Below are 20,764 nucleotides of genomic sequence, written 5' to 3'. Positions count from 1 at the left end.
ATCGAATGTTTAGCGCAACGCCATCCGCTTTGTCAGCGGATCAGCACTTCACCCGCTTCTGCTCGCGATCGACGGTGGCTTTGACGCCGGCGGAGGCGCGGGGATATTTGCGGCCGATCTCGCCGAAGGCGGCGCAGGCGGCCTCCTTCTCCTTCAGCGCGGCGAGCGACTGGCCGAGCCGCAGCAGCGCATCCGGCGCCTTGGCCGATTTCTCGTATTTGGTCGTGACGACGAGGAACGCTTCGGCGGAATCGCGATATTGCTGGCGCTGGAAATAGCTCTCGCCGAGCCAGTATTGCGCGTCGCCGACCAGCGGGTCGCTCGGAAATTTCTGCGTGAAGTTCTTCATGGTCTGCTCGGCCAGCGCGTAGTCCTTGCGCTGCATGTAGCCAATGCCGAGGTCGAACTCGTCGCGGGGCGTCGCCGACGGCGGCAGGGTGGCCAAAGCAGCGCCACCGGCCGGTGCGGGATAACCCGATTGTGCCGGCGGATAGCCGGGCTGCGCGGCCGGCGGCACACCTTGCTGGTAGCGCGGGCTGGTGTTGGCGAGATCGAGCGGCTCGCCCGCATTGCGGCCGCCGCCAGGCGTGACCGCCGGCATCGGCTGCTGTCCGCCGCCGAGTGCGCGCGGCGCACCGGGCGCATTCGGGTTCTGGCTGGGGTCGAAGGCATCGCCGCGGCGGCGCGTGCCGGGTGCACCGGGCGCCGGCTGCTCCTGAACGATCGGCGCGGGGGCGGCGATCTGCGGCTGCTCGTAGCTCGGCGGCGCGGCCTGGCTCGGCTGCGCGGCTTGCTGTTGCGGCGGCTGGCGATAGCCGGGCGCGACCTGACCCGGAGCAATCTGGCTCGGTGCGATCTGCGCGGGCGGCATCGCCGCGACGTTGGGTGCCTGCCCGGGCGCCCCTTGCGCGCCGCCCTCGAGCGCCCGCAGGCGCTCTTCGAGCTGGCGGTTGCGATATTGCAGCTCCTCGTTCTGGCCGGTGAGCTGGCGCAGCCGGTTCTCCAGCCGCTCGATCCGCATCTCCGGGTCGGCATCATCCGACTGCCCGTAGACCGATTGCGCAAGCGCGGGCGAGCACAAGGAGAGCAGCGCGGCGGTCGCCGCGGTACCGGTAAAAGCCTTAAATCTGGATGACATCTTGCCCTGACGACGAAAGCGAAATGGCCTGCGACGGAACCCTCGACGCGCCACACATTGAAGTGGAGTACGCCAAAAATGTGACTGATACCAAGGGGTTTTCAGTCACAGAATGCTGAAACGAAACCGGCGCCCGAGAGGGCGCCGGCATCATCCAATTGCAAAGCTGAACGGGGCCTGACTGATCGCCGGGGACCTGACTGATCGTCAGGAGCTGGCGTTCAGGACCGTGACGGCGCGGCGGTTCTGCGACCAGCAGGAGATGTCGTTACAGACGGCGACCGGCCGTTCCTTGCCGTAGGAGATCGTGCGCATGCGGTTCGGGTCGATGCCGCGCGAGGCGAGGAACGAACGCACCGACTGGGCACGGCGGGCGCCGAGCGCGATGTTGTATTCGCGGGTGCCGCGCTCGTCGGCATGACCTTCGATGGTGAAGGCGTAGCGCGGATAGGTTTGCAGCCACTGCGCCTGCTTCTCCAGGGTCACGATCGCCTGCGGGGTCAGATCGGTCTGGTCGCTTTCGAAGAACACGCGGTCGCCGACGTTGACGACGAAGTCCTGCTGGCTGCCGGGCGTCGCCGCATTGGCCATCGCATCCGTCGCGGCATTCTTGTTGGCGCAGGCGCCCATCGACAGCGCGACGGCGAGCACCGCGGCCAGCTTCAATCCCTGGAGGATACGCATAGGATGTCTCATTCCGGAGCCTCCACGCTCACGTTAGTCCACTGCTGTCCGGTCTACAGGGGGTTGGTTAAGCGAACGTTCCGTCAACCTTGACGGAACCTTGCCTCAGCCGGTCAAATGCCCCCAACCAGCGAAAAGCAAACGTCATGGTTAATGGGTTGTAAATGTGGCGCGAGGGTGAAGGCAAGCCGCGTCGGCCGGCAAAAGAGCCGGCACTTGCTGGAATTTTGGGCCGAAATGACCGGGGAGCGCCCGCCTAGACCGAACCGAGCGCTTGAGAGGCCACGTCCAGGGTCCGCGGCGTGGTGAGCAGAATCGGCCGCGTGGCGGCCTGGCGGGGGATGCTGCGTTCAAACAGCATGCGCCGCTCGAACGCGCTGGAGCGCATGATCGGAAAGCGCGCCAGCACCTTGTCCCGCTGCCGCCGGACGTCTGTCGCCATCAGGACCGCCTTCTTGGTGGGCCAGCCCGGAAAGCCCCGCGGCTCCGGCGAAATGGTCTCGTGCAGGAAGATGCGGCGGTAGAACGCCTGATGATCGGTCCGGATCATGGCAAGGCCGGTGTCGGCGTTGAAATGATCGCATGCGACAAAGGCGAGGCGGACGGTCAAATAGGGCAGCTCGGGAAAGCGGTGGTGCTTGTCGGGATCTGCAACGAGCCGGCACGGATCGACAAAAACCTCACCGCGATCGAGGCGGGGATGCAGGATGTCGCCGAACACCTCGGTGGTATAGGACATCCGCCATTCCGACGTCAGCAGATGGATGCGGACGGAGCTGCAAAGCTCTCCGTCAACGTAGACCCCGAAATTCCAGGTGTTGGGCGTTTCGTCGAAACGATCGCTGACGCGCAGTGAAGGTGATGGCTCGATCAGACCGGCCTGCAGATAGGCGCGGTAGCGCATCAGATACAGGTTGTCCTTGTCCTCGGGCGTTTCGATGAGCCGATAATCGATGCGGTCAAACAACGCGGCGCCTCGTGGAAGGAGCGCCGTGTTCGGTTCGGCTCCGGACTTCATCTGCAACCTCTGACTCCAAGCAACTTCCACGAGTAGCCAGACCTTAATGGTTCCTTAACGGAATTGCAAAGCTATAGAATCGTTAGGGTTAACCTTTGCGAGCCCGCAAGACTACGGTGCAGATGGGAGCCGAGTGCGGGAGTGGAGCTGTCGGGAAGGGATCGGGCCTATCGCGACGACACGAGGGCGAGCTGGTCGTCGGGCACGCGACGACCATGCGAGGCGTTGAGCAATTGCCGGATCCGCACCGCCGGTACGGGCCGGCTGAACAGGTAGCCCTGCCCTTCGGTCACGGTGCCGTCGGCGCTGATCAGCTCGAGCTGCTCATTGGTCTCGATGCCTTCGACCACGACGGCCATGCCGAGATCGGCGGACAGCCGCGCGACACCGCGCAGCAGCGTCAGCGGCCGGTCGGAATCGATGCCTTCGAGGAAGGAGCGATCGATCTTCACCTTCTGCATCGGGAAATTGTGCAGGTAGCTGAGGCTGGAATAGCCGGTGCCGAAATCGTCGAGCGAGATGCGCACGCCGAGCGCATGCAATTGCGACAGAATGTCGTGGGTGAGTTGGGTGTTGCGCAGCAGCGAGGACTCGGTGATCTCGATCTCAAGACGATGCGCCGGCAGGCCCGACACTTCGAGCGCGTAGCGGATTTCGTTCAGGACGTCGCGCTGGTGGAATTGTTGCGGCGAGAAATTGACGGCGACGCTGACACCCTCCGGCCACTTCATGCATTCCATGCAGGCGCGGCGCAGGATCCAGCGGCCGAGATCGACGATCAGGCCCATGTCCTCGGCGACCGGGATGATGTCGACCGGGGAGACCGTGCCGCGCACCGGATGATTCCAGCGCAGCAGCGCTTCGCAGGTGGTGATCTTGCCGGACCTCAGATTGACCAGCGGCTGGAAGAACAGCTCGAATTCCTCGTTGGCGAGCGCCTTGCGCAGGTCGAGCTCGAGGATGCGGCGCTGCTCGACGGTCGCGGCCATCTCGTCGCGGAAGAAACAATAGGTGCCGCGGCCGTCGGCTTTGGCGCGGTACAGCGCCATATCGGCGTTCTTGAGCAGCGTGTCGGCGCTGGTGCCCTCCGGCGAGGTCAGCGCGATGCCAACGCTGGCGCCGATCTCGACCAGATGATTGTCGATGCGGTACCGCTCGCTCAACCGCTCGACGATGCGGCGGGCGAGTGCCGCGGCGTCCTCGGGCGCCGTGAGGTTCTGCTGGAACACGACGAACTCGTCGCCGCCGAACCGGGCGACGAAATCCTCGGGGCGCAGCATCTCGCGCAGGCGGTTGGCGACGGCGCACAGGAGCTGGTCGCCGCAGGGATGGCCCAGCGTGTCGTTGACCTGCTTGAACTGGTCGAGGTCGATGAACAGCAGCGCAGAGAGCTGCGCCGCATCGTGGGAGACAGCCAGCAGGTGCTCGATCTGGTCGCGGAAGTTGACCCTGTTCGGCAACGCCGTCAGGTCGTCGTATCGCGCAAGATGGGTGATCTTGGCCTCTGCGTTGCGCCGCTCGGTGATGTCCTCGAGCAGCAGCACCGCCCCTCCGTCCGCCATCGGCTGAACGGTCCAGCACAGCGACCGATTTCGCTCCAGGTTCGCCTCGGCGGTGATGATCTCCTTCTCTCGCGAACTTTCGATGCCGGCGACGATATGCTCGCCGTCCGCGCTCGAGATGGATCTTGCCTGCACGCACGCCGCGATGATGTCGCGCGCACTGGCGCCGCTCCGAGGCAGATGGTCGGGCAGGTTCATCATCGCCGCGAAGCGGTGATTCATCACCGCGAGCTGGCCATCGCGATGGAACATGCAAAGACCGTGCGGCATGTTGTTGAGGGCGGTATCGAACTGGCCCGCAAGTGCGGCTTCGCGTTCGCGCGCCACCACGGCGCCCATGAAGATCCGGTGCAAGTTGACCGAGAGCTGCATGATGGCCAGCAGGAAGGCCGCGCTCACAACGGCCATCGCGATGTAGTAGGGCGTGCCGCGCCACGCCAATGCCAACACCGCGGGGGCGAAAATGAGCAGCGCCTGCAGATGGAAGATCGACGGTCGTCCGTACGCCCTTCCCGCTCCCCCTGCGGCGATGCCTGTCGTGACCGACAGGGCAATCATATGCGCGACCGCGTCGTCGGTGGCGAGCAGAGTCGTGCCGCACCAGATGCCGATCGCTGCAGCTTGGATCTTCGCGCCGATCTGATACCGCGCCTGCCAGCGTTTGGCCGCCTCGGCGGTCACGCTCGACTTGCGTCCCTGATAGCGCCGCAAATCGATCGCCCGCACCGTTCCGGCCAAGACGAGCAACGCGACGCACGCCCAAATCAGGGTCTCACCTGTCTTCAGCGCAGTCAGCGCAGCACCGATCGACACGAAGATGAGACCGGCCAGCAGCGGTCCGGGCGCTTCAAAGAGCGAATCGATCTGCGCCGCCGGATTGACCGGCGGCGGCTGCCCCTGCTCTCCGCTCTGGCTTGCGAACTGCATTTTGGTTTGTACGCGCGTCCTGTTCAGCGCGTAGTCTTACCCAGCCGAGATGAAGCTTTTCTGAGGGAACATCGTTAAAGTCGGGTTGTTTTTCGGCAATAGCGAAATGATTTCTGCTGGAATATCAAGCAGGTAGGCAAGCCTTGCCGGGCGCAAGGTGAAGGAAGTGTTGCCGTTCACGGCAAACTCGGAAAAAATCGGCGCGGTTTTTCGAAAACATCGCGCGTCTGAACGCGCGATGTTTCAACTGCGCCGTTGTCAGCCCGAGGTCGAGGACAACAGTGGCGACCATGCCGGGTCCGAGGCAAAACCCGGCGTCGGCACTTTCAATTCGTTGCGGCCGGAGATGTCGACCGAGTACAGCGACGGTCCGCCATTGCCGCCAGGATCGCGGAAGAACATCAGCACGCGGCCGTTCGGCGAGAAGGTCGGGCCTTCGTTGTGAAAGCCGGAGGTGAGCAGCCGCTCGCCCGAGCCGTCGGGCTTCATGACGCCGATCGCGAACTGCCCGCCGCCCTGCCGGGTGAAGGCGATGTAGTCGCCCTTCGGCGACCACACCGGCGTCGAATAGCTGGCGTTGGTGTCGTCCTTGGAGAAGGAGATGCGCTGCGCCTGTCCGCCGCCCGCACTCATCACGTAGATCTGCGACCTGCCGCCACGATCGGACTCGAAGCAGATGCGGCTGCCGTCGGGCGAATAGGACGGCGAGGTGTCGATCGCCGGCGTGTCGGTGAGACGCGTGGTCGAGCGCGAGCGCAGATCCATCACGAACAGGTTGGAATTGCCGCCCTGCTGCAGGCTCATGATGACGCGCTGGCCGTCCGGCGAGAAGCGCGGCGCAAAGGTCATGCCGGGGAAATTGCCGACGATCTCGCGCTGGCCGGTCTCGATGTTGTAGAGGTAGACCTTCGGATCGCCCTGGCCGAACTCCATATAGGTGATCTCTTGCGAGTTCGGCGAGAAGCGCGGGGTCAGCACGAGATCGGAGCCGCGGGTCAGATAGCGCACATTGGCGCCGTCCTGATCCATGATCGCGAGGCGCTTGACGCGGCGCTCCTTCGGCCCGGTCTCGTCCACGAACACGACGCGGCTGTCGAAATAGCCCTTCTCGCCGGTCATGCGCTCGTAGATCTGGTCGGAGATGATGTGGGCGATGCGGCGCCAATATTCCGGCGAGGTGAAATATTGCTGGCCGGCGAGCTGCTGGCCGGAGATGACGTCCCACAGACGGAATTCGGCCTTGAGCCGCCCGTCCGGCTGCCGCGTCATGCGGCCGGTAACGAGCGCCTGCGCGTTGATGGTCTTCCAGTTCTGGAATTGCGGCGCGACATCCATGTTGTTGATGCGCTCGATGAAGGCGGCCTGATCGATCGGCGCGAACAGGCCCGAGCGCTTCAGATTGTTGGTGATGACCTGCGTGACGCCGTTGCCGACGTCGCCGTCGGAGGGCGAGCCGGGCAGGAAGTTGCTGATCGCGATCGGGATCGGCTGGAATTCGGTGGGATTGATTTCAAGCCGCTTTTGCGGTTGGGCGAGCGCATGTCCAGCCCCAAGCGTCGCAAGCGCGGATCCGGTCAGCGTCATGAAGCGGCGGCGGTTCATCGATCGAATGTCATTCATCGCAAAATTCTTTTGTTCGGATGTCACAACATATCCTTCAGGCCGAAGCGCATCGGAATGGTCTTCCAGGTGTCATACTGCTGCTTCGGCAGGAACGAATAGACCTGACACTGGACGATGGCACGCTTGCCACTCTCCGCCACGGCCTGAGCGATCGACCTGGACGGTCCACGCGCTGCAACGACAACCGGCTCGGATGCCAGTGTTCCATCGATCTTCATAAAAATATCGATGTCGACTTCGTATTGGTCGGCATCCTGCCCGTTGTAGGTGGGCGTGAAGCAGCGCCTGACCGCCGACATGAACGCGCCCTGCCAGGTCGCAACATTGTTGGCGGCCGTCCCGGTTGCTGCTCCCAGCGACGCCGATGCATTCAGCGCCGCGCCGGTCTGCTCGTGCCGTGTCGCGGCGCGCTTGTCGAGGTCGCGCTGGATCTGCGCGGGGTCGAAGGTGCGCTCCTTGGGCTTGGGCTGCTGCTGCGGCTGCACCGCCGCGACCTTCTGCTCCACGGGCTTGGGCGGCGGCTTCTTGGTCTCCATCTTCTTCTGCAGCTCGGCGATCGGATCTTCCTTGGCCGGATCAGGCTTCTTTTCCTGCGGCTTCGGCTCTTCCTTCGGCTTGGCCTCCGCCACGGGCTTCGGCGGCTCCGGCTTCTTCTCCACCGGCTTCTCGACCGGCTTCGGCGGCGGCTCCGGCTGGGAGTTGGTCTTGATCAGCTCTTTCTTCTCCGTGACCTTGCCGACGGCGTCTTCCTCGGGCTTGGGCTCCGCGATCTTCTCGACCTTCGGCTTCGGCTCCTCCTTCTTGCCGGTCTTCTGCCCCGCCATCATCTTGGCGAGCTGATCGGAGGAGATGATGTCGATCGGAAGCGATTCCTGCGTAGCGATGTAGGCCTTGCTGCTGAAGGTGACGAGCCCCCATCCCAGCACGAGGACATGCAGGGCAATCGACGCAACGAGTGTCTTGTCGACGTTCACCTTCACGGCCTCAAGACCCCTGATCCGCTTCCGTGACGAGCGCCAGCTTCTTGAATCCGGCGCCCGAGAGCTGGCCCATCACCTTGGCCACGGTGCCGTAATCCGCCTTCTTGTCGGCGCGCAGATAGATGCGTTCCTCGAGGCCGCCGCGCGCATCGGTGATCGCCTTCAGCTTCGGGATCAGCTCGTTCAGCGCAATCTCGGTGTCGTTGATGAACACCTTGCCCTTGATGTCGACCGACATCTGGATCGGCTTCTGGTCGTTGTTTTCGAGGCTCTTGGCACTGGTCTGGGGCAGGTCGAGCGGGACGCCGACCGTCAACATCGGTGCCGACACCATGAAGATGATGAGCAGCACCAGCATGACGTCGACCATCGGCGTGACGTTGATCTCGGCCACGACCGGCTTGCGCCGGCCGCGGCGCCCGCCGCCGCCGGACGAACTCGCAACGTTCATGGCCATGATCGCGTGCCCAGATTGCCCTTCACACTATACATGCCGTCCGTCAGCCCCGCTCGTCGATCTGACGAGACAGAATGGCTGAAAATTCATCAGCAAAGCCCTCGAGCCGCTGGGCCTGCCGGTTCACCTCGGAGGTGAACTTATTGTAGAAAATAGTGGCAGGAATGGCGGCGATAAGGCCGACGGCGGTCGCAAACAGCGCCTCGGCGATACCGGGGGCGACCACCGCCAGAGAGGTATTTTTCGAGGCCGCGATCGACTGGAAGCTCGACATGATGCCCCAGACCGTGCCGAACAGGCCGACGAAGGGGCCGGCGGAGCCGACGGTCGCCAGCACCAAAAGGCGCCGTTCCAGCCGCTCGACCTCGCGCGCAATCGAGACGTTCATCACCTTGTCGATGCGCATCTGAAGCCCTGCGACCGAGCGGGCATGGCTCTCGAACGAGCGCTTCCACTCGCGCATCGCCGCCACGAAGCAGGCCGCCATGGAATGCGTCGGCTTGGCCGACAGCGTGCGATAGAGCTCCTCGATCGACTCGCCGGACCAGAACGCCTGCTCGAACCGGTCCATCGAGCGGCGGGTGCGCGCGTAGAGAAAAATCTTGTCGATGGCGATCGCCCAGACCCAGACCGAGCAGGCCAGAAGCCCCAGCATCACCGCTTTCACGATCCAGTGAGCCTGCCAGAACAGCGCGATCAGCGACACGTCGGCGGAGGCAGCAACCGGAAGGGCTGACTGAGCCAATTCGGCCGGATTCATAAGCAGTATCCTCTCAAGGCAATCGTCACCTAATGTCCTTCGGCCAGCAAATCGCGGCCGGTGTTCCCCAACAGCCGCGCTGGACCCGCGCGGCGGGCAAGCCCGCTCAAAGCCTTGTCTTTCTGGGGTGCAGGGCTCGTCCAACGGCTCGTCAAAAGCCGGCCGCCTGCATTCCCCGCCAAGATGTCAAAACTAAGGGGCCTCGACCCCAGGCCTTGACGTCGGGCTCCGGGCACGCCTGTCCGCACATACCAGAGCCCGCCGATGGTTAATGCGGGGTTACCGGCGGCGCATTTGGTTGCAGGAAAGGCAGTCCGTGCAGGGGGATGGACCCCGGATCCCGTGTTCCGGACGCACCGGCCGGAGGAACCTGCTCTCGCGCCAAAAATTGTCCGGAAAATCACTCTCAGCGAGGTCCTGCCATGTCCATCAACCCCAAGACGACCGCCGCGATCGGCGATCACCCGCTCCACCCCATGCTGATCCCGTTCCCCGTCGCGTTCCTGGTCGGCGCCCCCATCGCCGATCTCGCCTTCATCGGAACCGGCGACGGTTTTTGGGCACGCGCCGCGATGTGGCTGATCGGCGCCGGCATCGTCATGGCGCTGGTTGCCGCCGCAGCCGGCTTTACCGACTTCTTCAGCGAGCCGCGCATCCGCCGCCTGAACGACGCCTGGTACCACATGATCGGCAATCTCGCGGCGGTGGTGCTGGCCCTGGTCAATTTCTATCTCCGCTACGCCCAAGGCGCGGAGGCGGCGATCAACCCCTGGGGCGTCGTGCTGTCCCTGGTCGTGGTCGGCATCCTCCTGTTCACGGGATGGAAGGGCTGGGAAATGGTCTACCGCCACCACGTCGCGGTGCTGGACGCGCCGGGCCAGACCAGCTCGGAGCCGGTCAACCCGCATCATGGCGGCGAAAGCCACCGCCGCGCCGCCTGAGCGACAGTCAAGCGGACGAAGCGGCCGCAAGGCAATTGGTGAGCCGCGCGGGATTGCCGATTGCGGTGCAGCCGCCAGGCACGTCACCGGTCACGACAGTCCCGGCGCCGATCTTGGCGAAGTCGCCGATCTCGATGTCGCCGAGGATGGTCGCGCCGGAGCCGATGAACACGCCGCGACCGATGCGAGGCGAGCGCATCGGCAGGTCGCCATGGCGTCCGATGCTGACATTCTGAAGGATGGTCGCCTCGTCGCCGATGACGACATTGGCACCGATCACGATGCCGGTGGCATGGTCGAGATAAACCGACGAGCCGAGGCTCGCGGCCGGATGAATGCTGACCTGCAGGACGTTCGAAGCCTCGTTCTGCAACAGCAGCGCCGCATCACGATGGTCATGACGCCATAGCCAGTGCGAGACGCGCCAGGACTGCAGCGCGACATAGCCCTTGAAGTGCAGCAGCGGCGGCAACAATCCGGCGATGGCGGGATCGCGGAGCACGATGGCGGTTAGGTCGCGGCCGGCCGCTTCGACCAGATCCGGTTGGCCGCGAAAGGCATCGCGGGAAAACGTCGTGAAGCGCTCGCGATCGGCGGCGCTGCCGCCCAGCCGACGCCCGATCAGATCGGCCAAGGCAGCGGTAAAATCGTCATGGGCAAGGATGGCATCGGCGACAGCCTTGCCGAAGACGGAATCCGCCGCTGCGGCGCGCCGCCTCGCCGCGTATCTCCTGCCAGAGGATGTCGCTCGCCATGATCGCAGTCTCCGTCCGCATTGCCGCCTGCGGTGTTTTGACGCTTGCTTCTCGCTGTCGAATATAGGACCCAGGCCGCCTGCGCGCCAATTGGCGTCGGCAACACGCGCGGCCACCTGTGCGCCATGCTCCCCGTAAGGCTACGGGCTTGCTTGCCAGAGAGCTGCGGCCAGCCTTCAGCCGAAGCCCGCGGTGGCATCCGCGGGTTTTGGTATCCGCCGGACGTCAAGCTGCCGGATCCAGTTCCGAATCCACGTCATTCGAGGTCACGCTCAAATATGTCGCCCAACGCCCCCGCCGACGACCAGCACGACGACATCATGTATCCATCCGCCCTGCCGTTCCTGCTGGTCCATCTCGGCTGCCTTGCGGCAATCTGGTCGGGCGTCACCTGGCAGGCGGTCGCGATCTGCGTCTCACTCTATTGCTTGCGGATGTTCGCGATCGGAGCCGGCTACCATCGCTATTTCTCGCATCGGGCGTTTGCGACCAGCCGGGTGTTTCAGTTCATCCTGGCCTGCCTTGCGCAAAGCAGCGCCCAGAAGAGCGTGTTGTGGTGGGCAGCCAAACATCGCCACCATCACCTGCATTCCGACACTGAAAACGACGTGCATTCACCGCGTCACCGCGGCTTCCTCTATAGCCATCTCGGCTGGATCTTTTACCGGCAGCACGACGCAACCGACCTCGTGAAGGTTGGCGATCTCGCCGCCTATCCCGAGCTGATGTGGCTGCATCGGCTGGAGCTGCTGCCGGCCTTCGTGCTGGCAGGGCTCTGCTTCCTGGTCGCAGGATGGTCGGGCCTAGTGGTCGGCTTTCTCTGGAGCACTGTGCTCGTCTATCACGCGACCTTCTGCATCAATTCGCTTGCCCATGTGCACGGGCGCAAGCGCTACGTGACCGGCGATGATTCCCGTAACAACTGGCTGCTGGCATTGGTCACGCTGGGTGAGGGCTGGCACAACAATCACCACGCCTATCAGAGCAGCGTGCGACAGGGCTTTCGCTGGTGGGAAGTCGACGTGACCTATTACATCCTGACGCTGCTGTCGTGGATCGGGGTCGTCTGGAACATGAAGGCGCCGCCCGAACAGGTGCTGCGCAACGAGCAGCCGCTCGGCGCGCGGGTCATCCAGCGGGCCGCCCGCGAGCTCGCCGGACGGTTCGATGCGCAAACCCTGGCGCATGCGATTTCGTCGGCATGCCGCCGGGCCGATCTCGCTCAGTTGCAGCTGCCGACGCTGCACGACATCCTCAATCGCGCGCATGAAGGTGTCGACGCGCTGACGCATCTGCATCTGCCGAAGATCCCGACCCGCGAGGAGTTTCTCGCGGAGGCCAAAGCGATGTTCGCGCGCACGCGATCGCTCAACGAGATCGTCGACCACGCCTACGAATACTTCCTGGCCTCGGTTCACGCGCAACTCGCCGCGGTGCGCTGAAACTTCACGCAATGCGACACCGGCCGGCAGCGGTCATGCTGCCGGGGCGCGTCCATCGCGGGCGCGGCCGGGGTCAGCCTGCTTGCGGAGGCTGAGCGCATAGAGCCAGCCGCCTGCGGCGATCAGCACCGGCAGGACGAAAAGCGCGAAATCGCGGAGCAGGATCATGGGACGATACTTCCCTTCGCGAACGACACCGCGCGGCTGAGTGCGTACGATGCGCCCCAATATAGATTGGCGCTGAGAAACAACCGCCAGGACTCACCGAGCTGCCATTCCGGGTAGAGCTGAACTTCCGTGGGCCACCCACTGAGGAACGCAATCGCCGCCGGCACCACAGGGCCGAAGCGCTCGAACAACACGGCCGCGCGCTCGAACAATGCGAGGCGCTGGCCGATTTGTTTGCGTTCAATATTGGTCATGATCGTGCCCGTCGGCGCCGCGGAGGCGCAGTCAAGGCTTGGTCGGTGCTCGCGCGGTCCGGGTTCTATCGACCCTGCACATCTGCGTGATGGGCCTCGCAAAGCCCTCGCAGGCGCTTCGCATCGCCAGGACGACCATCGAAGTTTGACATAAACCAAACCGCCCGCCTGCGGGTTGCGCAGACGGGCGGCTCGAGGCCATCAGGACTTTGGGGGCATGCGCCTGAAGGCTTGAGAGGTGGACTTCTTCAGATCAGCCCTGCTGCTGGTCGGTCGGCGGCGGAGTCGGGCGCGTCTTGTGCTGCGCCATGAACTGGTCGAACTCTTCCTTGTCCTTGGCGTGACGCAGGCGGTCGAGGAAGTTCTTGAACTCGACCTGCTCTTCCTCGAGCCGGCGCAGCGTCTCACTGCGATACTCGTCGAAGGCTCGGTTGCCGGAGGACGGCGGCCCGAAGCCAAAGCCGAAGCCGCGGCGCTCCATGCGGTCGCGCATGCGATCCATCTTGTACTGCATCTTTTCCATCTTGTTCTGCCAGCGGTCCTGGTGGCTCCAGCACGACATTCTTCTGCTCCCGAGTGTGAAAAAGAGAAGGGCAAGTCCGATCGGCCACCAGATGATGAAGCCGAGGATGGTCACGGCGATCCAGCCCGGATGCCAAGGCGTATCGAGCATGCGAGGACGCTCGTACTGTTGGTATTGGTCCGAAGGGCCGCGCCAGCGATTGACGTCAGCGGTGTAGGCCATTTCCCATCTCCATCACGGCACCAGCGCCGTTGTGAATGTAAATAACATTTACATAGCTAGACTATCCCGCGATTTTGTCAAGCCGACCGCCAGACACGCCCGCGTGATTATTCGCGCAATCTTATTTCGGCTTGCCCCAGGGACTGCCGGGCGGCAGGCCCGAACCGGAGGAAGCCTCCGGTGGCACCGGCGGCGGCTCGGCGCCCTTGCCTGAGGGACGACGGTCGGTCGGGAAGCCGAGGCCGCGCAAATAGATCAGCACCTCGGCCTCCAGCAGCTCGTCCGGCGACATCGGCAGCTTGCGGCGCGCGGCATCGCCGCGGGAAAACAGCGAGGCCACGCCGTGGGCCATCGACCAGATGTGCAAGGCCATCATCATGGCCGGCGGCCGCGGCGTGCCCGGCGGCGTCAGGGCCGCGAGCCGCTCGGCGGCGGCGCGAATGATGTTGAATGCGCGCTCGCTGGCCGCCTGAAGCGCAGGATTGGCATCCACCGGCACGCCCGATTCGAACATCGCGCTGTAGAAGGCGGGCTCCTCGCGGGCGAAGGCCAAATAGGCCTTGCCGACGCGCTCGAACGCGGTGACCGTATCGGGGCGCCCGTCGTCCCAGACCGCGGCCAGGCGCGCCTCGAACTGCTCGAAACCGCGCTGGGCGATCGAGGACAGCAGCTCGTCACGGTCGCGGAAATGCCGGTAAGGCGCCGCCGCACTGACGCCGGCCATGCGCGCGGCATCGGCGAAGGTGAAGCCGGCCGCCCCCTTCTCGGCGATCAGCCCGAGGGCCGCCTGCAACAGGGCTTCCTTCAGATTGCCGTGGTGATAGCCGCGCTCGGCGCGGCGCTGCTCCTTGCGCCAGCTCATGTGAACGACCTTTACATGAGCCGGGCGTGAAGGTCACTAGCGGCGGCCGGACTGGTTAACCCGTATTTTCACGTCATTCCGGGGCGATACGGAGTATCGAACCCGGAATGACGGGTGACCGGGGCTACATCTCCGGAATCGGCAGCACGGGCATGACCTCGATTGCTTCGCCCGGGAAGATCGCAAAATGCGGATGGTTCTCGAACAGCTTTGCAGCGTCCTCCTGCGAGGCGGCGCGCACCACCGTGAAACCGGTCAGCGCGTTGCTGACTTCCGTGATGCCGCTCCCGTCGATCCTGCGGGTCTTGCCGAGCGGGCCGCCCATCTCGACGATCACGGATTTGTGCTTCTCGACCCAGCCATGCCAAGCGGCCATGCCCGCCTGCTCCTTCGCCTTCCGCTCGGCCTCGGGCAGCGCCCGCCACGCCGCCATTTTCGATCCGCTCATGCTGCCGAGATAGACGGCGAGAAATTTATGTTCGGCGCTCATGGGTTTTCTCCTTCAGGTTGATTGGGAATCGCGCAGCCGCCGTCTCGTCTACGTCTTCAGGTCGCCAAACCCGGCGACGATCTCCTGCACTTCGGGCGAGTAGTCGGCCATCTCCTGCACTTGGCGGACCTCGATGATCTCGTTGGCTGAAGCCGGGCACTTCTTGGCCCACGCGATCGCTTCCTCGCGCGAGGCGACCTCGATCATCCAATAGCCGCCCAGGACTTCCTTGGCTTCGGCAAAGGGCCCGTCGGTGACGACGGGCTTGCCGGTCGCGAACGAGACGCGCGCCCCGGTCGACGGCGGGTGCAGCCCATCGAGCGTGATCAGCACGCCCGCATCCTTCAGCGCCTCGTTGTAGCGCATCATCGCGGCGACGCGCTCGGGATCGAGTTGAAGCTCCGGCGGCGCGTTCTCGTAGCCGAGCGGGATCATCAGCATCATGAATCGCATGGGAGTTCCTTGCTGTCTCAGTCGCTCCGATATGTCCTGCGGGCGGAAACGGCTGGCCCGCGCTCACCTCCAAGACGAACGGCATTCTGCCCGGCCGACAGTGGGACAGAAATTATTTCGAGGCCGCAGCGCAGCCGCGGCTGGCGCATTCTGGGCCGCATCGGGCTCGATCGGCTCGGCGAGGCCTTTCATGCCGGAACCAAAGCGCAGTAAAAGGGGCCGGCGCTCTCGCACGCCGCTCCCGGACGCAGGACAGATCAGCCAATGCCGCAAGCCCCGCAAAAAGTCGCCCTCGTCACCGGTGCCGCCCGCGGCATCGGGCTTGCGACCGCGAAGAAATTCTTGGCCGAGGGCTGGCGCGTGGCCCTGCTCGACATCGAGCACGAACTGCTCGGCCACGCGGTCGCGGACATCGGCCAGAGCGAGGCGACGCTGGCGCTGACCTGCGATATCGCCGACGCGGCCGCAGTCAGCGCCGCAATGACGGCGATCGAGCGGCGGTTCGGCCGGCTGGACGCGCTGGTCAACAATGCCGGCATCGCGGTGTTCGCGCCGCTGATGGAGACGTCGGATGCCGACTGGCGCCGCGTGCTCGAGGTCAACCTCACCGGACCGTTCCTCTGCACCAAGGCGGCTGTGCCTTTGATGCGCGACGGCAATGGCGGCGCCATCGTCAACATCACCTCGATCTCGGCCGTGCGCGCTTCGACGCTGCGCTCGGCCTACGGCACCAGCAAGGCAGGCCTTGCACACCTCACCAAGCAGCTCGCGGTCGAGCTCGCCTCCCTCAACATCCGCGTCAACGCGGTCGCACCGGGACCCGTCGACACCGCGATGGCGAAGCAGGTGCACACCAAGGAGATCCGAGCCGACTATCACGACGCCATTCCGCTCAACCGCTACGGCCTGGAAGAGGAACTCGCGGAAGCGATCTATTTCCTGTGCTCGGGCCGCGCGAGCTACATCACCGGCCAAATTTTGGCCGTGGACGGCGGCTTCGATGCGGCGGGCATCGGCCTGCCGACGCTGCGCGGGCAGAGGCGCAACGGGTAGGCACAGGATTTGTAGGGTGGGCAAAGGCGCAACGCGCCGTGCCCACCACTATCGCAAGTTTGCGGTGCGGATGGTGGGCACGCTACGCTTTGCCCACCCCACGAAAGCGGTTTGGTGGAGAGTTCATGCAACGCATCACCTTCCTCAAAGCTCTGATGCTTGCATCCGCGCTGCTCGCCGCCGCGCCCGCGGCGGCCGAGATCCGCATCATCCAGTCCCCGGGCGGACAGGTCGGGCCGTTCCTCGATCTGTTCGAAAAGGTCCGCGACAGTGGCGAGCGCGTGGTGATCGACGGCCCCTGCCTGTCCGCCTGCACGCTGGTGCTGAGCATCGTGCCGGGCGAGCGCATCTGCGTCACCAAGCGCGCCGTGCTCGGCTTCCATGCCGCACGCTCGGTCGATCGGCGCGGCCGCTTCTATGCCGAGCCGGAAGCATCGGTCGCGGTGCTTGCCGCCTATCCCGGTCCGGTGCGCGACTGGATCAGCCGCCGTGGCGGCCTGACCTCGCGGTTGCTGCTGTTGAAGGGGCGCGATCTCGCCGCGATCTATCCGCGTTGCCGCTGATACAGCCGGCAGCCGCCAACCGCTTTCAAAACAGCGTCTGGATCACTGGCGCCAGCTTCGCGCTGGCGCAAATGAGCATTCCCCAAAGAGCAAAGTTGATCTGTAGCGCCGCCGCCATCGGTCGCTCCCCTTGCAAGTGACGTCCATCCCAGTTTGTAGCTTTTATGACTCACCAATAACGATTCTGGCGTGCAGAGCACAGCCCAATATTGCGCCAATTGTTGTGCGATGCAGCTCGCTTCACGAAGCGGCCTCACTGCGTCCGCAAAGTGATGCGAAAGCACGACTCATATTCGGCCATGCCGGCAAGCTTGTTTTGCCTTGAGTTCCATTGAACCGACGATGCGCGTGTCTCATGCAGATTCTGCGCGCCGATTATGGAGGCAAGAGCCCGGCATGATTCGACACGGCTTGATCGTGCTCACTTTTTGCACAGCGCTGATCGGATGCGCAGAGGCGCCAGCGCAGGAACGCCGCGCCATGGCATGGGATGGCCTCGGCAAGGATCCGAACCGTCCGCATGTCGCCAAGCGGCGCGTCACGACCGGCGCGCCGGCTGCAAGTGATCCGAATCAGGAGCGCGAAAAAGTGCTCGGCACGTTGCGCCCCTATTCCGAGGCGTGGTGGGCGGTCCAGGACGAGATACAGGCGGAGAACGACAGGACGCTCGGCGCCAAGCTCGTGATCTGCCCTCGCTGCGTGGAATCGTCAGCGCCGCGCGAGGACGTCACCGGATCAATCCGGTGAGAGGACAAACGGCCGATCGGCGCCTGACGTAACGAAACGTACGTCCCCTCTCCCTCAGCATTGGAGAGAGGGGATCGCAACGCGACGGTCGCGCCCAAAGCGCGATGCGATAGGATAAATCGTCATCGCGCTTTAGGTTGTTGTTTGAGCATGATCTTTTCGGAAAACCGCTTCACACTTTTCCGGATCATGCTCTATCACATGCCTTCGGCCGGGCAATTCACCATCCAGGGAATGCCGAACTTGTCGACGCACATGCCGAAGCCCTTGGCCCAGAACGTCTTGCTGAAGGGCATGGTGACGCTGCCACCGTCGGCCAGCGCGTTGAACTTGCGCTCGCCATCCGCGGGGTCTTTGACTGTAAGCGAGATTGCAAAGCCCTGCGGCTTCTGGAAATGCTCGGCCGGCGAGTCGGAGGCCATCAATACCGTGCCGTCCGGCAGTGACATCCGCGCGTGCATGATCATCTTCTCACGGCCGGGCGTAGCCGGCACCTCCGGCGGCGCGTCCGATGAACGCATCATCGCATCGATCTTGCCCCCGAGAACCTTGACGTAATAGTTGAACGCGGCTTCGCAATTGTCCTGGTAGAACAGATAGGGATTGAGCATCGTTTCTCTCCTCTTCGTTTGCCTTGAGACCTATCGCTTCTCGGTGAGCTTCTTCAGGCCGGCGAGGCCGGTCTCGAAATCCTTGCCGATCATGCTGTCCATGTTGAAGAACACCTGCATCAGCTTGGACATGAACGGGGCCGGACCGTACATCGCCCATGTGACGAGTGTGGCATCGCCTTGCGGCACAAAGGTGAACTCGGCGGTGTTGTGGCCTTCGAACGGCCGCTCGAAATCAAGCTTGATCCGGAGCTTGGAGGACCCGGTCGCCTCCAGGATCTCCATATGGCCGGCGCCGACCTTGTTGTTGCCGTCCCTGGCATAGGTCGCACCCTTCCCTGCCGGGGTTCCGCCGAACGTCCGCTTCATGGCGGGATCGCGGGTCTCATAGGGCGACCAGGCGGTCCAGCGATGGAAATCGGCAACCAGCGGATAGATCGCAGCGGCCGGCGCCTTGACGGCGAGCGAGCGTTCCACACGGAACGTGTCGGGTTTCGTCAGGGCGAAGACGAGGACCGCGGCAAGGCCGGCGGCGAAAACGATGGCGGTGACGGCAATGGCTTTCAGCATGGATGGCTCCCCTGGTACGGGATTAAGACGAAGGGGAACGGCGGGGGCCGACAATGGGAGAGAAATTCTTTGGCGCACTGCCCACCGCTCGTCATGGACGGGCTTGTCCCGGCCATCCACGTTCTTGGCGTAGATGGAAAGACCGTGGATGCCCGGGACAAGCCCGGGCATGACGATGTGGAGGCAGACGGGCCTACTTTGCCTTCGTACCCAACTTCACGCTGCCATCGCTGCGCTTCGGCTGGCTGTCCCGGATCAGGCGATCGAGATGCATGCGGATGTGGGCGGCTTCGGCCGAGGTGTTGGCGAGCGCAATGGCGCGGTCGAAGGCGACGCGGGCTTCGTCGTTGCGGCCGAGCTGCATCAGGAAGGCGCCGCGCACGCCGTAGAAATGAAAATAATTGGCGAGCTTCGGCGCCAACGGCTCGATCAGCTCGAGCGCGGCCTGCGGCCCGCGCACCTTGGAGACTGCGACCGCCCGGTTGAGCGTCACCACCGGCGAGGGCTGCACCACTTCGAGCGCCCCGTAGAGCAGGTCGATCTCCGTCCAGTCGGTCTCCTCCGGCGTCGCCGCGCGCGCATGCAGTGCGGCGATCGCAGCCTGAATCTGATAGGGCCCGCTGCGGCGGTGGCGCATCGCCTTGTCGATCAGCGCTAGGCCCTCCGCGATCATTGTGCCGTTCCACAACGAACGATCCTGATCATCCAGCAGGATCAGCGACCCGTCCGCGGCAAAGCGCGCCGCGCTGCGCGCGTGCTGCAACAGGATCAGCGCGGTCAGGCCCATGATCTCCGGCTCGCTCGGAAACAGCCGCAGCAGCAGCCGCGCCAGCCGGATCGCCTCCTCGCACAGCGGCTTCCTGATCTCCGCGGTGTCACCGCTCGCCGAATAGCCTTCATTGAAGATCAGGTAGATCATCGCCGCGACGCCGGCGAGCCGTTCAGAGCGCTCGACCGCGCCCGGCGCCTCGAACGGCGTCCCGGCCTCGGCCACCTTTGCCTTGGCGCGCGTGATGCGCTGCTCCATCGCCGCTTCCGAAACCAGGAACGCGCGGGCGATCTGCTTCACAGTGAGGCCCGAGACGATGCGCAGAGCCAGCGCGATCTGCTGCGTCGCCGGCAATCCTGGATGGCAGCAGATGAACATCAGCCGCAAGATGTCGTCGCGATAGTGCGAGCCGTCGAGCCGCTCGGCCAGCTCACCTTCGGCGTCGTCGAGATCGGAGATCGCCTGGTCGTCCTCCGGCAGCGGCTGCTGCCTGCGCGCGCGTCGCACTTCGTCGATCGCAACGTTGCGGCCGACCATGATCAGCCAGGCCGCGGGATCGCGCGGCGGCCCATTCTGCGGCCAGGTCTTGAGCGCGCGCAGGCAGGCGTTCTGAAACGCCTCCTCGGCGGTGTCGAGATCGCGGAAATAGCGCAGCAGCGCGCCGACCGCCTGGGGTCGCGCCGAAGTCAGCGCAGTCTCGATCCAGGCGGTATCGGCCTCGCTCACGTCAGGTTTCCTCCAGGCCGGAACACGCCGACGGGACGCACCTCATAGGCGCCGCCGGGATTGGCGGCACCCAGCTCGCGTGCGACGTCGAGCGCGTCGTCGAGATTCTTGCAGTCGACGATGTAGAAGCCGAGCAGCTGCTCCTTGGTCTCGGCATAGGGACCGTCGAGCACCAGCGGCGGATCCTCCTTGCGCAGCGTCGCCGCCGCGGTCGTCGGCAACAGCCGCGCCACCGGCCCGAGCCGGCCCTGCCTTGTGAGCTTGTCCTGCACCACGGCGAGCTTCTTCATCACGGCCTCGTCCTGCTCCTTGCTCCAGGAGCCGACGAAATCCTCATCGTGATAGCAAAGTATGGCGTAAAGCATGGGCGGCACTTCCCTCGTCTGTACTGAAGACGCGCCAATATGCCCCGCGCCGACAGCGCTGCGGAAAAAATTTGCAAGAAAAATCCGGCAGATCGTGCCAA

At 64.4% G+C, this 20,764-nt stretch carries 24 protein-coding genes and 1 pseudogene; 5 read left to right on the top strand and 20 right to left on the bottom strand.

The annotated features are described in order from the left end of the window. Positions 1–40 precede the first annotated feature (40 nt). From ybgF to tolQ, 9 genes are all read right to left on the bottom strand, one after another. The gene (ybgF, locus tag ACM43_RS22865) at positions 41–1,138 is read right to left on the bottom strand and encodes a tol-pal system protein YbgF (RefSeq protein WP_271542934.1); all 1,098 of its coding nucleotides are present in this window, start codon (positions 1,136–1,138) and stop codon (positions 41–43) included. A gap of 207 nt (positions 1,139–1,345) precedes the next feature. Then, positions 1,346–1,834, bottom strand: coding sequence for a peptidoglycan-associated lipoprotein Pal (pal, locus tag ACM43_RS22860; protein WP_157283802.1), 489 nt, complete (start codon positions 1,832–1,834; stop codon positions 1,346–1,348). 244 nt (positions 1,835–2,078) lie between these two features. Further along, a complete protein-coding gene (locus ACM43_RS22855; protein ID WP_035998571.1) occupies positions 2,079–2,840 on the bottom strand; it encodes an N-acyl amino acid synthase FeeM domain-containing protein in 762 nt (253 codons plus the stop codon). 167 nt (positions 2,841–3,007) lie between these two features. Next, positions 3,008–5,329, bottom strand: a complete 2,322-nt coding sequence (locus tag ACM43_RS22850) for a putative bifunctional diguanylate cyclase/phosphodiesterase (RefSeq protein WP_271542929.1) — start codon at positions 5,327–5,329, stop codon at positions 3,008–3,010. Positions 5,330–5,365: 36 nt separating this feature from the next. Then, positions 5,366–5,509 (bottom strand): hypothetical protein, encoded by a 144-nt coding sequence (locus ACM43_RS22845; protein ID WP_193760487.1) that lies wholly within the window; start codon positions 5,507–5,509, stop codon positions 5,366–5,368. A 78-nt stretch (positions 5,510–5,587) separates the two neighbouring features. Further along, positions 5,588–6,931, bottom strand: a complete 1,344-nt coding sequence (gene tolB, locus ACM43_RS22840) for a Tol-Pal system beta propeller repeat protein TolB (RefSeq protein WP_035998559.1) — start codon at positions 6,929–6,931, stop codon at positions 5,588–5,590. Between the two features lie 41 nt (positions 6,932–6,972). Continuing rightward, entirely contained in the window at positions 6,973–7,932 is a 960-nt protein-coding gene (locus ACM43_RS22835; RefSeq protein ID WP_128264182.1) for a protein TolA, read from the bottom strand. Between the two features lie 4 nt (positions 7,933–7,936). Continuing rightward, positions 7,937–8,389, bottom strand: coding sequence for a protein TolR (gene tolR, locus ACM43_RS22830; RefSeq protein WP_036021864.1), 453 nt, complete (start codon positions 8,387–8,389; stop codon positions 7,937–7,939). Positions 8,390–8,432: 43 nt separating this feature from the next. Further along, the gene (gene tolQ / locus ACM43_RS22825) at positions 8,433–9,149 is read right to left on the bottom strand and encodes a protein TolQ (protein ID WP_008546343.1); all 717 of its coding nucleotides are present in this window, start codon (positions 9,147–9,149) and stop codon (positions 8,433–8,435) included. A gap of 422 nt (positions 9,150–9,571) precedes the next feature. Between tolQ and ACM43_RS22820 the strand changes: the two genes are divergently transcribed. Next, positions 9,572–10,090, top strand: a complete 519-nt coding sequence (locus tag ACM43_RS22820) for a DUF2231 domain-containing protein (RefSeq protein ID WP_157283799.1) — start codon at positions 9,572–9,574, stop codon at positions 10,088–10,090. Between the two features lie 7 nt (positions 10,091–10,097). Here the strand turns inward: ACM43_RS22820 and ACM43_RS22815 are convergent. Beyond that, a pseudogene (locus tag ACM43_RS22815) lies at positions 10,098–10,866 on the bottom strand (serine O-acetyltransferase). A gap of 257 nt (positions 10,867–11,123) precedes the next feature. Here ACM43_RS22815 and ACM43_RS22810 point away from each other — a divergent pair. Continuing rightward, positions 11,124–12,287 (top strand): acyl-CoA desaturase, encoded by a 1,164-nt coding sequence (locus tag ACM43_RS22810; protein ID WP_271542927.1) that lies wholly within the window; start codon positions 11,124–11,126, stop codon positions 12,285–12,287. A 33-nt stretch (positions 12,288–12,320) separates the two neighbouring features. Here ACM43_RS22810 and ACM43_RS22805 read toward each other — a convergent pair whose 3' ends face one another. The 6 genes from ACM43_RS22805 to ACM43_RS22780 form a co-directional block, all read right to left on the bottom strand. Continuing rightward, positions 12,321–12,455 (bottom strand): hypothetical protein, encoded by a 135-nt coding sequence (locus ACM43_RS22805; RefSeq protein WP_271542926.1) that lies wholly within the window; start codon positions 12,453–12,455, stop codon positions 12,321–12,323. Continuing rightward, on the bottom strand, positions 12,452–12,709 hold the full coding sequence (locus tag ACM43_RS22800) for a hypothetical protein (protein ID WP_271542925.1): 258 nt from the start codon (positions 12,707–12,709) through the stop codon (positions 12,452–12,454). Before ACM43_RS22800 ends, ACM43_RS22805 begins: the two co-directional genes overlap by 4 nt. A gap of 253 nt (positions 12,710–12,962) precedes the next feature. Further along, positions 12,963–13,454, bottom strand: coding sequence for a DUF2852 domain-containing protein (locus ACM43_RS22795; RefSeq protein WP_025034098.1), 492 nt, complete (start codon positions 13,452–13,454; stop codon positions 12,963–12,965). Between the two features lie 121 nt (positions 13,455–13,575). Continuing rightward, a complete protein-coding gene (locus tag ACM43_RS22790; RefSeq protein WP_128264187.1) occupies positions 13,576–14,316 on the bottom strand; it encodes a TetR/AcrR family transcriptional regulator in 741 nt (246 codons plus the stop codon). A 124-nt stretch (positions 14,317–14,440) separates the two neighbouring features. Then, positions 14,441–14,806 carry a YciI family protein gene (locus ACM43_RS22785; protein ID WP_128264188.1) on the bottom strand — a complete coding sequence of 122 codons (366 nt, stop codon included), beginning with the start codon at positions 14,804–14,806 and terminating at the stop codon, positions 14,441–14,443. 48 nt (positions 14,807–14,854) lie between these two features. Further along, positions 14,855–15,259, bottom strand: coding sequence for a YciI family protein (locus ACM43_RS22780; RefSeq protein ID WP_128264189.1), 405 nt, complete (start codon positions 15,257–15,259; stop codon positions 14,855–14,857). A gap of 264 nt (positions 15,260–15,523) precedes the next feature. Here ACM43_RS22780 and ACM43_RS22775 point away from each other — a divergent pair, with 264 nt between their 5' ends. From ACM43_RS22775 to ACM43_RS22765, 3 genes are all read left to right on the top strand, one after another. Then, positions 15,524–16,312: an SDR family NAD(P)-dependent oxidoreductase gene (locus tag ACM43_RS22775; protein ID WP_157283796.1), complete on the top strand. Its 789-nt coding sequence runs from the start codon at positions 15,524–15,526 to the stop codon at positions 16,310–16,312. Positions 16,313–16,437: 125 nt separating this feature from the next. Beyond that, entirely contained in the window at positions 16,438–16,875 is a 438-nt protein-coding gene (locus ACM43_RS22770; protein ID WP_035998510.1) for a hypothetical protein, read from the top strand. 396 nt (positions 16,876–17,271) lie between these two features. After that, the gene (locus ACM43_RS22765; protein ID WP_157283795.1) at positions 17,272–17,622 is read left to right on the top strand and encodes a hypothetical protein; all 351 of its coding nucleotides are present in this window, start codon (positions 17,272–17,274) and stop codon (positions 17,620–17,622) included. 197 nt (positions 17,623–17,819) lie between these two features. Here ACM43_RS22765 and ACM43_RS22760 read toward each other — a convergent pair whose 3' ends face one another. From ACM43_RS22760 to ACM43_RS22745, 4 genes are all read right to left on the bottom strand, one after another. Then, positions 17,820–18,233, bottom strand: coding sequence for a VOC family protein (locus ACM43_RS22760; protein ID WP_271542924.1), 414 nt, complete (start codon positions 18,231–18,233; stop codon positions 17,820–17,822). Between the two features lie 30 nt (positions 18,234–18,263). Next, complete coding sequence (locus ACM43_RS22755) at positions 18,264–18,803, bottom strand: SRPBCC family protein (RefSeq protein WP_271542923.1); 540 nt, start codon at positions 18,801–18,803, stop codon at positions 18,264–18,266. Positions 18,804–18,996: 193 nt separating this feature from the next. Further along, the gene (locus ACM43_RS22750) at positions 18,997–20,298 is read right to left on the bottom strand and encodes an RNA polymerase sigma factor (RefSeq protein ID WP_271542922.1); all 1,302 of its coding nucleotides are present in this window, start codon (positions 20,296–20,298) and stop codon (positions 18,997–18,999) included. Next, positions 20,295–20,663 carry a YciI family protein gene (locus ACM43_RS22745; protein ID WP_157283793.1) on the bottom strand — a complete coding sequence of 123 codons (369 nt, stop codon included), beginning with the start codon at positions 20,661–20,663 and terminating at the stop codon, positions 20,295–20,297. The genes ACM43_RS22750 and ACM43_RS22745 overlap by 4 nt, the downstream gene beginning before the upstream one ends. Between the last annotated feature and the right edge of the window lie 101 nt (positions 20,664–20,764).

Origin of the sequence: Bradyrhizobium sp. CCBAU 45321 (assembly GCF_028128975.1) — a bacterium.
Classification (GTDB): domain Bacteria; phylum Pseudomonadota; class Alphaproteobacteria; order Rhizobiales; family Xanthobacteraceae; genus Bradyrhizobium; species Bradyrhizobium yuanmingense.
Note: the sequence above shows the minus strand (reverse complement) of the source record. Positions and strands in the feature narration are given on the sequence as shown.